Origin of the sequence: Nostocoides sp. F2B08, from assembly GCF_009184895.1 — a bacterium.
Lineage (GTDB): Bacteria > Actinomycetota > Actinomycetes > Actinomycetales > Dermatophilaceae > F2B08.
On the sequence record NZ_WESE01000004.1, the window covers coordinates 67,838 to 82,812 of the forward strand.

Annotated in this window: 12 protein-coding genes and 1 riboswitch; of the genes, 9 read left to right on the top strand and 3 right to left on the bottom strand. The window is 70.1% G+C overall.

What is annotated here, in order from left to right:
- Positions 1 to 205 precede the first annotated feature (205 nt).
- From GA707_RS10215 to GA707_RS21630, 9 genes are all read left to right on the top strand, one after another.
- On the top strand, positions 206 to 1,039 hold the full coding sequence (locus tag GA707_RS10215; RefSeq protein ID WP_226963702.1) for a metalloregulator ArsR/SmtB family transcription factor: 834 nt from the start codon (positions 206 to 208) through the stop codon (positions 1,037 to 1,039).
- A complete protein-coding gene (locus GA707_RS10220; RefSeq protein ID WP_152178349.1) occupies positions 1,036 to 4,773 on the top strand; it encodes a nitrate reductase subunit alpha in 3,738 nt (1,245 codons plus the stop codon). Before GA707_RS10215 ends, GA707_RS10220 begins: the two co-directional genes overlap by 4 nt.
- A 32-nt stretch (positions 4,774 to 4,805) precedes the next feature.
- On the top strand, positions 4,806 to 6,494 hold the full coding sequence (gene narH, locus GA707_RS10225; protein WP_152178350.1) for a nitrate reductase subunit beta: 1,689 nt from the start codon (positions 4,806 to 4,808) through the stop codon (positions 6,492 to 6,494).
- Positions 6,491 to 7,252, top strand: coding sequence for a nitrate reductase molybdenum cofactor assembly chaperone (narJ, locus tag GA707_RS10230; protein WP_152178351.1), 762 nt, complete (start codon positions 6,491 to 6,493; stop codon positions 7,250 to 7,252). Before narH ends, narJ begins: the two co-directional genes overlap by 4 nt.
- A complete protein-coding gene (narI, locus tag GA707_RS10235; RefSeq protein WP_152178352.1) occupies positions 7,249 to 8,001 on the top strand; it encodes a respiratory nitrate reductase subunit gamma in 753 nt (250 codons plus the stop codon). Before narJ ends, narI begins: the two co-directional genes overlap by 4 nt.
- Before the next feature lie 3 nt (positions 8,002 to 8,004).
- Positions 8,005 to 8,646 (top strand): molybdenum cofactor guanylyltransferase, encoded by a 642-nt coding sequence (locus GA707_RS10240; protein WP_152178353.1) that lies wholly within the window; start codon positions 8,005 to 8,007, stop codon positions 8,644 to 8,646.
- Positions 8,643 to 8,939, top strand: coding sequence for a DUF6457 domain-containing protein (locus tag GA707_RS10245; RefSeq protein WP_152178354.1), 297 nt, complete (start codon positions 8,643 to 8,645; stop codon positions 8,937 to 8,939). Before GA707_RS10240 ends, GA707_RS10245 begins: the two co-directional genes overlap by 4 nt.
- Positions 8,940 to 8,949: 10 nt before the next feature.
- A complete protein-coding gene (locus tag GA707_RS10250; RefSeq protein ID WP_152178355.1) occupies positions 8,950 to 9,297 on the top strand; it encodes a LuxR family transcriptional regulator in 348 nt (115 codons plus the stop codon).
- A gap of 124 nt (positions 9,298 to 9,421) precedes the next feature.
- Positions 9,422 to 9,565: riboswitch (cyclic di-AMP (ydaO/yuaA leader) on the top strand.
- A gap of 1 nt (position 9,566) precedes the next feature.
- Positions 9,567 to 10,427: a C40 family peptidase gene (locus GA707_RS21630; protein WP_152178356.1), complete on the top strand. Its 861-nt coding sequence runs from the start codon at positions 9,567 to 9,569 to the stop codon at positions 10,425 to 10,427.
- Positions 10,428 to 10,445: 18 nt separating this feature from the next.
- Here the strand turns inward: GA707_RS21630 and GA707_RS10260 are convergent, their stop codons facing one another.
- The 3 genes from GA707_RS10260 to GA707_RS10270 all read right to left on the bottom strand — a co-directional run bounded on the left by GA707_RS10260 (position 10,446) and on the right by GA707_RS10270 (position 14,933).
- Complete coding sequence (locus GA707_RS10260) at positions 10,446 to 11,693, bottom strand: hypothetical protein (protein ID WP_152178357.1); 1,248 nt, start codon at positions 11,691 to 11,693, stop codon at positions 10,446 to 10,448.
- Between the two features lie 129 nt (positions 11,694 to 11,822).
- The gene (locus tag GA707_RS10265) at positions 11,823 to 13,481 is read right to left on the bottom strand and encodes an AMP-binding protein (protein ID WP_304650374.1); all 1,659 of its coding nucleotides are present in this window, start codon (positions 13,479 to 13,481) and stop codon (positions 11,823 to 11,825) included.
- Positions 13,482 to 13,526: 45 nt separating this feature from the next.
- Positions 13,527 to 14,933, bottom strand: a complete 1,407-nt coding sequence (locus tag GA707_RS10270; RefSeq protein ID WP_152178358.1) for an FAD-binding oxidoreductase — start codon at positions 14,931 to 14,933, stop codon at positions 13,527 to 13,529.
- Between the last annotated feature and the right edge of the window lie 42 nt (positions 14,934 to 14,975).

Here is a 14,975-nt window from a genome sequence, read left to right on the forward strand (position 1 = left end):
GCGAACCGTACACCCAGGCCGAGCGACCCGGAAATCAAGGTCGACCTTACTCCGACAAGAGATGACACGGGCGGTTGCAGTACGGGAATTCCGCTCCGTTAAATCCCCTATTCTCGACCCGATGGGCGTAGGGTGGCTCAGGTCGGTGGTCACCGGGCCGCGCCCGTCGACCTGACGAGCAGGGCGCGACCAGAGGACGGTGGAGGTGGACGTGGAGGCCGAGAGCGGCGTCGGGGCCGAGCAGAGCCACGCGCTCCTCACCTCGCCGGTCCGACGCCGGATCCTCGAGGTGCTCGAGTCGGTCGAGCCTCGCGACCCGAGCCGCCTCGGCGCCGAAGGACTGACCGCCGGCCAGCTCGCCACGCAGCTGTCCCTCCACGTCACGACGGTCCGCTTCCACCTCGACCAACTGGTCGCGGCGGGTCTGGTCGAGACCAGCTTCCACAAGCACGTGGGCGCCGGCCGGCCCCGCAAGGTGTATGCGCGGGTCGCCCAACCACGCCCGCAGGTCTCCTCGCAGGAGTCCCTCCGGCTGCTCACCGCCCTGCTCACCGAAGCCTTCGTGGCCCAGGGCGCTGAAGGCGCCCCGCTCAGCCCGGAGGAGGCCGGTCGCCGGTGGGCCGAGGAGCACGTGCCGGCCGAGGCCGGGGAGCCGGCGGTCACCGCGGGCCAGTGGATCGCCAAGCTCGGTCGGACGATCGACGTGCTCGCCGACTGGGGGTACGAGCCGGAGCTCGCCGCCGACGGCGCGAGCCGGGACGCCCGGATCGAGCTGACGCACTGCCCGTTCCGCGACCTCGCCCGCGCCAACACCGACGTCGTCTGTGGGATCCACCGGGGACTCATCGCCGGCACGATGAGCCGGCTCGGGGAGCCGGACACCGAGGTGGACCTCATCCCGTTCGCGGACGGAGACCGCTGCATCGCCCGCATCCACGCCACGGCCACCCCCGGTGGTGCCGCGGCAGAGATCGTCCCGAACCCGCCAGCACCGAATCGGACAACCACGGCCCCCGCCACCACGAAGGAGACACGATGAACTCCCCTCGCATCGACGGACCGCTCTCCGAGGCCCTCGTCGGCACTCGGCGCTACTTCACGCGCGGGGAGGTCTCCGACGACCAGCGGACCATGCACCTCGAAGGCGGCCGCCAGGGGGACAGCTTCTACCGCGACCGCTGGAGCCACGACAAGGTCGTCCGCTCGACCCATGGGGTGAACTGCACCGGCTCGTGCAGCTGGAAGGTCTACGTCAAGGACGGCATCATCACGTGGGAGGCGCAGCAGACCGACTACCCGTCGGCCGGCGCGGACCGGCCCGAGTACGAACCCCGTGGCTGCCCCCGCGGCGCGGCCTTCAGCTGGTACACCTACTCCCCGACGCGGGTGCGCTATCCCTACGTCCGCGGTGTCCTGCTCGAGATGTTCCGCGAGGCCAAGGCGGCGGTCGGCGGCGATCCCGTCGTCGCGTGGGCCTCGATCGTCCAGGACCCCGAGAAGGCGCACCGCTACAAGAGCGCGCGCGGCAAGGGCGGTCTGGTCCGCTCGACATGGGACGAGGTCGTCGAGCTCGTCGCGGCCGCACACGTCTACACCGTCAAGCGGTGGGGTCCCGACCGGATCGCCGGGTTCTCCCCCATCCCCGCCATGTCGCCGGTGTCCTACGCGTCCGGCGCCCGGTTCCTCGAGCTCATCGGCGCTCCGATGCTCTCCTTCTACGACTGGTACGCCGACCTGCCCAACGCCTCGCCGCAGATGTTCGGCGACCAGACCGACGTCCCCGAGTCCGGCGACTGGTGGGACGCGGGCTACCTCATGATGTGGGGCTCGAACGTCCCGCTCACGCGCACCCCGGACGCGCACTGGATGACCGAGGCGCGCTACCGCGGCCAGAAGGTCGTCGCGGTCGCGCCCGACTATGCCGAGAACGTCAAGTTCGCCGACGAGTGGGTGACCTGCAACCCCGGAGCCGACGGCGCACTCGCTCTGGCCATGGGGCACGTCATCCTCAAGGAGTACTTCGTCGACCGGCAGGTCCAGTTCTTCGTCGACTACAACCGCAGGTACACCGACCTCCCGTTCCTCGTCACCCTCGACGAGGTGAGCGAGGGCTCCGAAGACGGGACCGACGGGACCACCGCATACCGTCCGGGGAAGAACCTCGTGGCGGCCGACTTCGACAACCGGCAGCGCGAGAGCGAGAACGCGGTCTTCAAGCCGGTCGTGTTCGACGGCGCAACCGGCCGGCCCGCGGTCCCGAACGGGTCGATCGGGTTCCGCTACGGCGACGAGGGCTGGGGCAAGTGGAACCTCGACCTCGAAGGGATCGAGCCGGTCCTGACGATGTATGCGGGCGGCACCTCGACCTCCGACCCCGCGTCGGGCGTTGCCGAAGTGGTCCTCCCCCGCTTCGACACCGCCGACGGCCACGTGACCTACGTGCGTCGCGGTGTGCCGACGCGGCGGGTCGGCGGCCGGCTCGTCACGACCGTCCTCGACCTGATGCTCGCCCAGTACGGCGTCTCGCGGCCCGGGCTCCCGGGCGAGTGGCCGGCCGACTACGACGATGCGAGCACGCCGGCGACTCCGGCCTGGCAGGAGCCGATCACCGGCGTTCCCGCCCAGCAGGTCACCCGGCTCGCCCGCGAGTGGGCGCAGAACGCGATCGACACGACCGGGCGCGGCATGATCCTCATGGGCGCCGGCACCAACCACTGGTTCCACTCCGACCAGATCTACCGGGCGATGCTCGTGCTGACGACCATCACCGGCTGCCAGGGCCGCAACGGCGGCGGCTGGGCCCACTACGTCGGCCAGGAGAAGATCCGCCCGATCATGGGCTTCCAGCACATGGCCTTCGCCCTCGACTGGCACCGGCCACCCCGGCACATGAACCAGACCGCGTACTGGTACGTCAACACGAGCCAGTACCGCTACGACACCTTCACCGCCGACGACCTCGACGCCGGCACCGGCGTGTTCGCCGACAAGGGTGTCATGGACCTGCTGGCCCAGTCGGTGCGGCTCGGCTGGACGCCGAGCTACCCGACGTTCACGAGGAGCAGTCTCGTCCTCGCGGACGAGGCCCGCGCGGCCGGCCAGGAGCCCATCCCCTACGTCGTGGACCAGCTCAAATCCGGCGAGCTGAAGTTCGCGGTCGAGGACCCCGAGGCCGAGGAGAACCACCCGCGCATCCTCAGTCTGTGGCGCGCGAACCTGCTCGGCTCTTCGGCCAAGGGGAACGAGTACTTCCTCAAGCACCTGCTGGGGGCCGACAACGCGGTCTCGGCGGCCGAGGCGCCGCCGGAGAAGCGGCCGGCCGGCATCGTCTGGCCGGAGCACGCGCCGGAGGGCAAGCTGGACCTGCTCACGACCCTGGACTTCCGGATGACCAGCTCGACGCTGTTCTCCGACGTGGTCCTCCCGGCGGCGACGTGGTACGAGAAGCACGACCTCAACACGACCGACATGCACCCCTTCGTGCACGCGTTCAGCCCGGCGATCGCGCCCCCGTGGCAGAGCAAGACCGACTGGGACACCTGGAAGGCGGTCGCCAAGAAGTTCTCCGAGCTCGCGGTCGACCACCTGGGGACGCGAACCGACGTCGTGGCCAAGCCGCTGTGGCACGACACTCCGGAGGCGATGGCCACGCCGCACGGCATCGTCAAGGACTGGCGCACGGGAGAGGTGGAGCCCGTCCCCGGACGGACCCTGCCGGTCCTCGCGCTCGCCGAGCGCGACTACCCGGCCGTCTACGACAAGATGACGTCGATCGGGCCGCTCCTCGAGAAGGTGGGCATGCTCACCAAGGGCGTGCCCTACGACGTCACGCGGGAGGTCGACATCCTCCGCGGGCGCAACGGGGTGCGCAACGGCGGCGCCGGCGACGGCCAGCCGCGCCTCGAGACCGACATCCACATGGCCGACGCCATCCTCCACCTGTCCGGCACGGCCAACGGACACCTGGCCACCCACGGCTTCAGGAACGTCGAGAAGCGCACCGGAACGCAGCTGCACGACCTCGCAGCAGAGCACGAGGGCAAGCAGATCACCTTCGCCGACACCCAGGTCCAGCCGGTCCCCGTCATCACGTCCCCGGAGTGGTCCGGGTCGGAGTCCGGAGGCCGGCGCTACAGCCCCTTCACGATCAACGTCGAGCGGCTCAAGCCCTTCCACACCCTCACCGGGCGGCAGCAGTTCTACCTCGACCACGACTGGATCCTCGGAATGGGCGAGGCGCTGCCGGTGTACCGTCCGCCGCTCAACATGACGACGCTCTTCGGCGAGTCCGAGATCGGCGTGCAGAACGAGCTCGGGGTGTCGGTCCGTTACCTCACCCCCCACAACAAGTGGTCGATCCACAGCGAGTACCAGGACAACCTGTTCATGCTCAGCCTCTCCCGTGGCGGGCAGACGATCTGGATGTCCGACCGCGACGCGGCCAAGGTGGGCATCAAGGACAACGACTGGGTCGAGGCGGTCAACCGCAACGGCGTCGTCGCGGCTCGCGCGATCGTCAGCCACCGGATGCCCGAGGGCACGATCTTCATGCACCACGCCCAGGACCGGCTCATCGACGTCCCGCTGACCGAGACCAACCAGCGCCGCGGCGGGATCCACAACTCGCTCACCCGGATCCTCATCAAGCCGAGCCACATCATCGGTGGGTATGCGCAGCTCGCCTACTTCTTCAACTACATCGGCCCGACGGGCAACAACCGGGACGAGGTCACGATGATCCGCCGCCGCACCGACCAGAACGTCACCTACTAGAGCCGCCCGAGAACGAGAGAGGACCGATCGACATGCGCGTCATGGCACAGATGGCCATGGTCATGAACCTCGACAAGTGCATCGGGTGTCACACCTGCTCGGTGACCTGCAAGCAGGCCTGGACCAACCGGGCCGGCACGGAGTACGTCTGGTTCAACAACGTCGAGACCAGGCCGGGTCTCGGGTACCCGCGCGGGTACGAGAACCAGGAGGAGTGGCTCGGCGGCTGGGTGGCCAAGAACGGTCGCCTGTCGCTGCGGGCCGGGGGGCGGCTGAAGAAGCTGCTCACCATCTTCTCGAACCCGAAGATGCCGTCGATCCAGGACTACTACGAACCCTGGACCTACGACTACGAGACCCTGCTGGGCGCCCCGGCGCAGGAGAACTTCCCGGTGGCGCGGCCGTACTCCCTCATCTCCGGCAAGCCGATGAACGTCTCGTGGTCGGCGAACTGGGACGACGACCTCGGCGGCAGCCTGGAGCACGCCGCCAAGGACCCGATGCTCAAGGGCATCGAGGACAAGGTGACGTTCGAGTTCGAGCAGACCTTCATGTTCTACCTGCCCCGGATCTGCGAGCACTGTCTCAACCCGAGCTGTGCGGCGTCCTGCCCGAGCGGGGCGATCTACAAGCGCTCCGAGGATGGCATCGTCCTCGTCGACCAGGACCGGTGCCGAGGCTGGCGGATGTGCGTGACCGGCTGCCCCTACAAGAAGGTCTACTTCAACCACAAGACCGGCAAGGCCGAGAAGTGCACCTTCTGCTACCCGCGCGTCGAGGTCGGCATCCCGACGGTCTGCTCCGAGACCTGCGTCGGGCGGCTGCGTTACATCGGCCTGGTGCTCTATGACGCCGACCGCGTCCTGGAGGCCGCCTCCATCGAGGACGACCACGCGCTCTACGAGGCGCAGCGCTCGCTGTTCCTCGACCCCAACGACCCGGCCGTGGCCGCCGCGGCCGAGCGCGACGGGATCCCCGGCGACTGGATCGAGGCCGCCAAGCGCTCGCCCGTCCGCCGGCTCATCCAGGACTACGCGGTCGCCCTCCCCCTCCACCCGGAGTACCGCACCATGCCGATGGTCTGGTACATCCCTCCGCTGTCTCCGGTCGTCGACGTCATCAAGGACACCGGCTACGACGCCGAGGACAAGGACAACCTCTTCGCCGCGATCGAGACGCTGCGCATCCCCGTGGAGTACCTCGCCAATCTCTTCACCGCCGGCGACGTCGCACCGGTGAACCGCGTCCTCAAGCGGCTGGCCGCCATGCGGTCCTACATGCGCGACATCAACCTCGGCCGCGACCCCCGCGACGAGATCCCGGAGTCGGTCGGGATGAGCGGCGAGGCGATGTACGAGATGTTCCGCCTCCTCGCGATCGCGAAGTACGAGGAGCGCTACGTCATCCCGACCGCGCACGCCGAGCAGGCCCACGCGCTCGAGGAGCTCGCGACCGACTGCCCGGTCAGCGAGTACGGCGGCGGCCAGCCCGAGGGCATCCTCGGCGAGGGGTCCGGACGTCCCACGCCGGTGGCGGCCGAGAACCTCCGGATGCTCCAGAACCGGCAGCGAGCCGACTCTCTGGAGAACCCGCTCATCGGCGGCGGCAGCAAGCAGGGCCGGGTCAACCTGCTCAACTGGGACGGCATCGGCATGCCCGAGGGACTGTTCCCGGACCGTGACGCCGAAACGTCGCGGGAGACGAGCGGGGACCGGTCATGAGATGGCTCCGGAACCGCGGCTCGGTCCCGGCGGCGGACCCCCGCGTCATCGCCGACACCTGGCAGCTCGTGTCGCTGTTGTTGGACTACCCGGACGAGGCGCTCGTCGGGCGTGTCCCGCTCCTCCGCCCGGTCGTCGCGGATCTGCCGGCGCCGCATCGAGAGCCGCTCACCGCATACCTCGGCACGCTGGAGCGGATCCCGCTCGGTGAGCTGCAGGCGGACTATGTCGACACCTTCGACGTCACCCGCAAGTGCTCGCTGCACCTGACGTACTTCACCCACGGGGACACCCGCAAGCGCGGCGTAGCGCTCGTCGAGTTCCGCCAGGCGTACCGCAGGGCGGGCGTGGAGTTCGACATCGACACCGAGCTGCCGGACCACCTGTGCGTCCTCCTCGAGTTCGGGGCCGCTCACGACCGGGACACCGCGTGGACGCTGCTCAACCGGCACCGGGTGGGGATCGAGCTGCTGCGGATGGCACTCGCGAAACGGGAGTCACGGTGGCTGCCCGTCGTCGAGGCGCTCCGGTCGACCCTGCCGGACCTTGGGCCGGACGACCATGAGGCGCTCGCCGCGCTGATCGCCGCCGGACCGCCCAAGGAGGAGGTGGGTCTGGACTCGGCGCCGTACGCCCTCGATCCCCGCCTCTCGGAGCACCTCAATCCTCGCCCCGAGCCGTTCGACGCGACGGCGCCGCCCACGACCGACACGACCGAGTTCCTCGGCACCACCATTCCCGTAGGAGTCCCGCGATGAACACCGTGCTCTGGGTGATCTACCCGTACATCTGCCTGGCGATCTTCGTCGTCGGTCACTTCTGGCGGTACAAGTACGACAAGTTCGGGTGGACCACCCGCTCTAGCCAGCTCTACGAGGACAAGCTGCTGCGCATCGGCAGCCCGCTCTTCCACTTCGGCATGCTCGGGGTGATCGCCGGCCACGTCATGGGTCTGCTCATCCCCCAGTCCTGGACCAGCGCCATCGGCATCAGCCCGCACACGTACCACTACATCGCGCTGATCGGCGGTATCCCGGCCGGTCTCGCGACGGTCGCGGGTCTGATCATCCTCGTGTACCGCCGCCGACGCACCGGTCCGGTCTTCAGCGCGACGACGGTCAACGACAAGGTCATGTATCTCGTCCTCGGCATCGTCATCCTCCTCGGCATCTGGAACACGATCGCGGGGTCGCTCCTCCAGTTCGGGGGCGAGTACAACTACCGCGACGGCGTCTCACCGTGGTTCCGCAGCATCTTCTACTTCCAGCCGGATGCCGCGCTGATGGCCGGAGCACCCATCGGCTTCCAGCTGCACGCCTTCTTCGCGTTCCTGCTCTTCGCCATGTGGCCGTTCACCCGGCTCGTGCACGTCTTCTCCGCACCGATCGGGTACTTCACGCGGCCCTACATCGTCTACCGGTCCAGCGATGTCCGCCCCGGCGTGGGGGTGGGCACCCACGCCCCGGCGCGCGGCTGGGACCGCCCCGAACTGCAGAAGAAGGAGTAGTCCGTGTCGTCGCCGGCTGGGGCGCCACACCACGACGCGGTCGTCCTCGCCGGCGGCCGCGCCACGCGGCTCGGTGGAGCCTCGAAACCCCTCGTGGAGGTCGCGGGGCGCACCCTGTTGGATCGGGCCCTGGACGCTGCGTCCGGCGCCGACAGGGTCGTCGTGGTCGGTCCGGTTCCGGTCCCTCCGGGGGTCCTGCGAACCCTCGAGGACCCGCCCTTCTCGGGTCCGGCTGCGGCCCTGGCCGCCGGCCTCGCGGCCCTGGTCGATGCGGTCGGATCGGCCCGACCCGCACCGTGGACCCTGGTGCTCGCCGCCGACGTGCCCCGGGCCGCCTTCGCGGTTCCTGTCCTGCTCTCCGCCGCGGCGGATGACCCCGAAGCCGACGGAGTGTGCTTCCACGACGCCCAGTCGCACCCGCAGTGGATGCTGGCGCTGTACCGCAGCCCGGCGCTCCGGGCGGCCGTGTCCACGGTCTCCACGACGGACCTGTCGATGCGGCGCCTGCTGGCGCCCCTGACCCTCATGACCATCCCAGGAGAGGCGGCCGAGATCGCTGACTGTGACACGTGGCAGGACATCGAAGCGGCTCGGGAACAGGAGTCCTCGTGGGTCAGAACGAGCGAGCGGGAGGAACGACCGTGACGGATCTGGAGCAACCTCAACGACGGTGGACCGAGTGGGTAGGCGAAGCCTGCCAGGCGGTCGGGGTCGACGCGAACCAGGTCGACATCCCGGAGCTCCATCATCTGAGCAAACAGGTGGCCCACCGGCTGGAGCGACCTCTCGCGCCCGTGAGCACCTTCATCCTCGGGCTCGCCATCGGTGCGGGATCGGCTACACGCCAGGAGCGAGCGGCCGTCCTGAACCGGATTCTCGATACGCTGCCGAAGGATGAGCCGGAGACCGACCGACGAGGCACCGACCAGCCCACCTGAGGAGACTTCCATGGACGCGCAGAACGACATCCGGACCCTGGCGACCGAGGGGCAGGCGCTCCTCGAGCAGGCGCGCGGTGAGACCTCGGGACGGTCGAGCGTCTCCCTCGTGCACGAGCACCGGATCCGTGCCGTTCTCATGGGACTGACCGCGGGGGCCGGCCTCGCGGAGCACGACGCACCGCCGGGGGCCACCTTGCAGGTGGTCGCCGGGAGGGCGCGGCTGTACGTGGCCGGTGACGACGGCCGTGAGTGGCTGCTCGAGGAGGGCGACCTCATCGCGGTGCCGCACACGCGACACGGTGTGGATGCCCTCAGTGACAGCGTCCTCCTGCTCACGGTCGCGCTCGACGCCTAGGACTGCGGCCCCGAGATTTCCCGTTATCAACTCGTGACAATCGGCGTCCTCCGGGGTTAGGGTGCAAGAGCCCTCCCCCCGAGGGCCCCGGAACGGCCGCCGAGTCCTGCCACCGTGACGGGCCCGTCACCATCCGCCGGCAGGAGCGGGGAACCCATTCGCCGGGACGGTCACGTCCCTTGGGGTGCAGTCGGTGGCACGAGCCGCCGACCGGACATCTCCAGTCCGAACCCGACAGCTAACCCCGCAGGCGCTGGAGAGAGCTCATCATGTCCCCCACCGCCCCCGGACGTCACCGCGCGCCTCGGCAGCCCCTGTCCGCCCGCGCCACTCGTCTGTTCCCGCCTGCCCCAATCGTCCGCGGATCCGCGGTCGCCGCCGCCACCGGTGGCCTCATCCTGTCCTTCCCCGCCGGGGCCTCGTCCGCCCCCGCGGCGGGCGTGACCCAGCTGCCCGCCGCACCGGCGCCCGTCGTCGCTCCCGTGCTCACCCCCGCGGCGGTGCCGACTGTGACGCCGTCCCTGCCGGCCCGACCCGCAATCTCCGGAACGCTCCGGTTGGGGTCTCGGGGCGAGTCCGTGCGTGTGATCCAGCGCATCGTCGGAACCGTGCCGGACGGTGTCTTCGGGCCGAAGACCCACGCCGCGGTCAAGCGGTACCAAGCGCGCAAGGGTCTGGTCGTCGATGGCATCGTCGGCCCGAAGACGGCCCGGGCCATGGGGCTCGCCTTCGGCACCGCGGCATCCCGGTCGACGTCCACCGCGTCGCGGAGCGCGTCGCGTACGAGCACGTCGACGAGCGGCGTGCTCGCGGTCGCGGCGAAGTACACCGGCATCATGTACCGCTACGGCGGCACCAGCCCCTCGACCGGGTTCGACTGCTCGGGGTTCACCCAGTTCGTCTTCGGCAAGGTGGGCGTCAAGCTTCCCCGCACCGCGGACGCCCAGCGCAGAGCGACGACGCGGGTCTCCAGCCCTCGGCCCGGGGACCTCGTGTTCTTCGGCTCACCGGCCTACCACGTCGGGATCTACGCGGGCAACGGCATGATGTACGACTCCGGGCGCAGCGGTCTGCCGACACAGAAGCGCAAGGTGTTCTCCGGGGTCAGCGGGTACGGCCGCGTCGGCTGAGCCGAGGCCGCCCTGCGGCTACTCGGCGCGGTGGAAACCCGCCCGCTCGGCGAACCCGGCGTCGAGGAACCACACGTCCGGCTCCGTGGTGTCGTACCACTGGCTGTGCAGGTCCTGATACGTCTTGGTGTCCACGTTGGCCTTGATCGGGTGGCCCAGCGGCTGGGCACCGTCGGCGATGGGCGCTGCCGAGCCGATACCGAAGCCGCCGTCGACGACCTCGTGCAGCTCGGAGATGCGGCGGACAAGGGGCTGCTCACCCCGGGCCGACGACTCGGCGGCCGTCTCGTGGGTGGCGATAGGAGCGCTGGTCTCCTGGTCGGTGGGCACGTCGTGATCCTCCTCATCGGTTGCGGCAGCACCCCCGTCGGGTGCCGCCCCATGTGTCGCGACGGCTGCCGGGACATCCGGGACATCGACGGCACCGTCATATTCCTCCGCGTGAACCGTGGCGCCCTCGGAGTCGGTGACCCCGGAGCGCGGCTCGACCGCTGCGTCGTGGGCCTGCTCGTCCCAGCCGCGCCGTTCGCTGCTCCAGGAACCGTGCGGCTCGAGCCGGTCGCGATCCGCGAGATCGGGCTGCTCGCCCACGACCTCGGGCGCCTCGGCCGGGAGCGTCGTCCCCGCCGGGGCGCCACCCCCTCCGGCGAGCCGTTCCTCGCGCATGCTCCGGAACAGGGGGGTCGAGTCCACGTCGGGCTCGTCGAGCACCGACGGTCCCGAGCCCGGTCCCGGACGGTCGGCCATCGCCACGCCGTCGGCCTCGCCGAACGCCTCGGCCGGCGTCCGTGGAGCCGGTGTCAGCACGTCGTCGGTGTCGCCGTGGTCCGCACTGCCCGGCGCCAGAGTGCCCTCGGCCGCTGTGTCCTGGCCCGAGTCACCGAGGCGGCTCAGGCCCGGATCCGCGTACTCCTCCGCCAGATCGGCCCCGTCGGACGGGTCGCCGCCGGGCGCACCCGGGGCTGCCGCGCCGGTCTTCTCGACCTCGTTCGGGTCCGCCGGGTCGGGCGCTGCCGCCGCACCGACACCTGCCGGCACGGTCGAGTCAGGCACGGCCGCGTCAGGCACGGCCGAGTCAGGCACGGCCGAGTCCGGGTCACCGGTCCCACCGTCACGGGGATGGTCCGCGCCGACGCCGTCGGTGGCGGACCGAGCGGCCTGGGGCGCATCCGTCGATGACGACCTCGTCCTCAGCACGAGCCACACGATGAGCAGCACGACGGCGATCAGAACCAGCGCGAGCAGGACCGCCATACCGGTGTTCATGTGTCGTCGAGCCCCTCACGTGTCATGGTGCGCCACCGACTGCAGGTCACGCCTGAAAGATATCGCCCCGACCCCTCGGTCGTCGCAGCGGTCCGCGTACGATAACCCGATTCTCGGCGCAGGCCGGCCTCAACTCCCGTCCAGGCCGAGCTCGGCGGCACTCTGCTGGCGCATCTCGACCTTTCGGACCTTTCCCGTGACCGTCATGGGGAACTCCTCGACGATCTTGACGTACTTGGGGATCTTGTAGTGCGCGAGCTTTCCGCTCGCGAACTCCCTCACGCCCTGCGCGGTCAGCGGCTCGGCCCCCTCACGCATCCGGATCCAGGCGCAGAGCTCCTCGCCGTACCTCGTGTCGGGGACGCCCACGACCTGGGCGTCGAGCACGTCCGGGTGGGTGTAGAGGAACTCCTCGATCTCCCGGGGGTAGATGTTCTCGCCTCCGCGGATGACCATGTCCTTGATCCGCCCGGTGATGCGGACGTAGCCCTCGTCGTCCATGACGGCCAGGTCGCCCGTGCGCATCCAACCGTCGACGACGGCCTGCGCCGTCTTGTCGGGCTCCTCCCAGTAGCCGAGCATGACGCTGTACCCCTTGGTCCAGAACTCGCCCGCTTCTCCCCTGGGCAGGGCCTGGCCGGTCATCGGGTCGGCCACCTTGATCTCCAGATGGGGGCAGACGCGTCCCACGGTCCCGACCTTGCGGTCGAAGTCGTCGTCGGTGCGCGTCTGGGTGGACACCGGGGAGGTCTCCGTCATCCCGTAGCAGATCGTCATCTCGTCGATCCCGCTCGCGATGAGCTTCTTCATCAGCTCCGCGGGGCAGGGCGAACCTGCCATGATCCCGGTCCGCACGCTGGAGAGGTCATAGGAGTCGAAGTCCGCCAGCGACCACTCGGCGATGAACATCGTCGGCACCCCGTAGAGCGACGTGCACCGTTCCTCCTGGACGGTCGCAAGCGTGAGTGCCGGGTCGAAGCCGGGTGCGGGGATGACCATGGCCGCCCCGTGGCTGGTGCAGGCAAGGTTGCCCATGACCATGCCGAAGCAGTGGTAGAAGGGCACGGGGATGCACACCCGGTCGTGCTCGGTGTAGCGGCAGACCTCACCCACGAGGTAGCCGTTGTTCAGGATGTTGCGGTGCGAGAGGGTCGCTCCCTTGGGGAACCCGGTCGTGCCCGACGTGTACTGGATGTTGATCGGGTCGTCCGGATGCAGGCCCGCCTGGATGCCGGCGACGCGGTCCGGGTCGACGGACCCACCCGCGTCGACGAACCGCTGCCAGGACTCCGTGCCCAGGTAGACGACGCCGCGCAGGTCCGTCACTCCGTCCGCGACCTCCTCGACCATCGAGCGGTAGTCGCTGGTCCGGAAGCCCTCGACGGCGAAGAGGTATGCGATGCCCGCCTGCCGCAGGACGTACTCGAGCTCGTGGCTCCGGTAGGCGGGGTTGATCGTGACGAGGATGACGCCCACCTTCGCGGTCGCGTACTGGACGACGGTCCACTCGGCCCGGTTCGGAGCCCAGATCCCGACCCGCTGCCCCTTCTCGATGCCGGCGGCCACGATCCCGCGGGCGAGGCGGTCGACCTCGTCGGCGAACTCGCGGTAGGTCCACCTGATCCCCTGCTCCCGGTCGACGAGCGCGAGCCGGTCACCGTGCCGGGCGACCGTCGCGTCGAGGTTGTCGGGGATCGTCTCGTCCAGCAACGGTGGTTCGGTCTCGCCACGGGTGTGCGACAGCGCGGGGTCGCGCTCGTCGCCGATGACCGAGTCGTGGGTGCTCACGTGCTCACCCTGCCACGGCTCCCACGCCGAGGCGAGGCATCGGCACTAGAGGACCGCGCCGGGGTTGAGCAGCCCGAGCGGGTCGAGCGCCGCCTTGATCGCCCGGCTGACGTCCATGACGTCCTCGCCGAGCTGGGCCGGGAGCGCGGTCTTCTTCAGCCGCCCGACCCCGTGCTCGCCGGTGATCGTGCCGCCGAGGGAGATCGCGAGGGCCATCACCTCGCCGAAGGCGAGCCTGGCGTGGTCGGTCGCGACCTGGTCGCTCGCGTCGTAGACGATGATCGGGTGGGTGTTTCCGTCCCCGGCGTGGGCCACGACGGGGATGTCCACCTCGAGCCGCGCGGCGATCCGGGCGATGCCCTCGAGCAGGCCAGGGAGGACGGGGACCGGCACGCCGACGTCCTCGAGCAGCAGTGAGCCCCGGCGCTCCATCGCCGGGAAGAACGCCCTCCGGGCGGCGCAGAACAGCTCGCCCTCCTCCGGGTCGTCGGTCGTGAACAGCTCGATCGCGTCGTGCCGCTCGCACACCCGCGCCATGGCCTCGACCTCGGACGCGCGCGCCTCCCCCGGCGCGTCGGACTGCGCGATGAGCAGTGCGCCCGCGGACCTGTCCAGTCCCATCGGCCGGAGGTCCTCGACGGCGTTGATGGCCGCGTTGTCCATGAGCTCCATCATCGAGGCGCGGAGCGACGCGCCGATGACCACGACGGAGTGGGCCGCGTCCGCCACCGAGGCGAAGGAGGCGACGAGTGTCGCCGCCGGGGGCGGCGCCGGCACGAGCCGCAGCGTCGCGCCGGTGATGACGCCCAGCGTGCCCTCGCTGCCGACGAAGAGCTTGAGCAGGGACAGCCCCGCGACGTCCTTGACCCGCGGCCCGCCCAGCCGGAGCAGCCGGCCGTCGGCGAGGACGACGTCGAGTCCGAGCACGTAGTCCGTCGTGACGCCGTACTTCACGCAGCACAGGCCGCCGGCGTTGGTCGCGAGGTTGCCCCCGATCGAGCAGATCTCGAAGGAGCTGGGATCGGGCGGGTACCACAGCCCGTGCCCGGCGGCGGCCCGCTTGACCTCCACATTGAGCGCACCCGGTTCGACCCGTGCCGTTCGGGTCGCGACGTCGACCTCGACCGCGCGCATCCGGTCGAGGCTGATCGTCAGTGCGCCGGCGACAGCGGACGACCCCCCGGAGAGCCCGCTCCCGGCCCCCCGTGGGACGACCGGCGTCCTCGTCCGGGTGGCCCACCGCATCGCCTCGACCACCTGCTCCGGTGACCTGGCGCGCAGGACTGCGCACGGCATACCCACGTCGGGATCCTTGGCCCAGTCGCGCCGGTACGCCTCCATGGCGGCCGGGTCGGTCAGCAGGTCCCCCGCCCCGACCGAGGCTGCCAGGTCGGCCAGCGCGAGCCGACCGGGGCCGTGCCCGGCGGCGGCGTCAACGGCGACCTCGACCATCCCGCTCACCGTACCCGGGTCTAGAGTCGTCACGCACGAGCG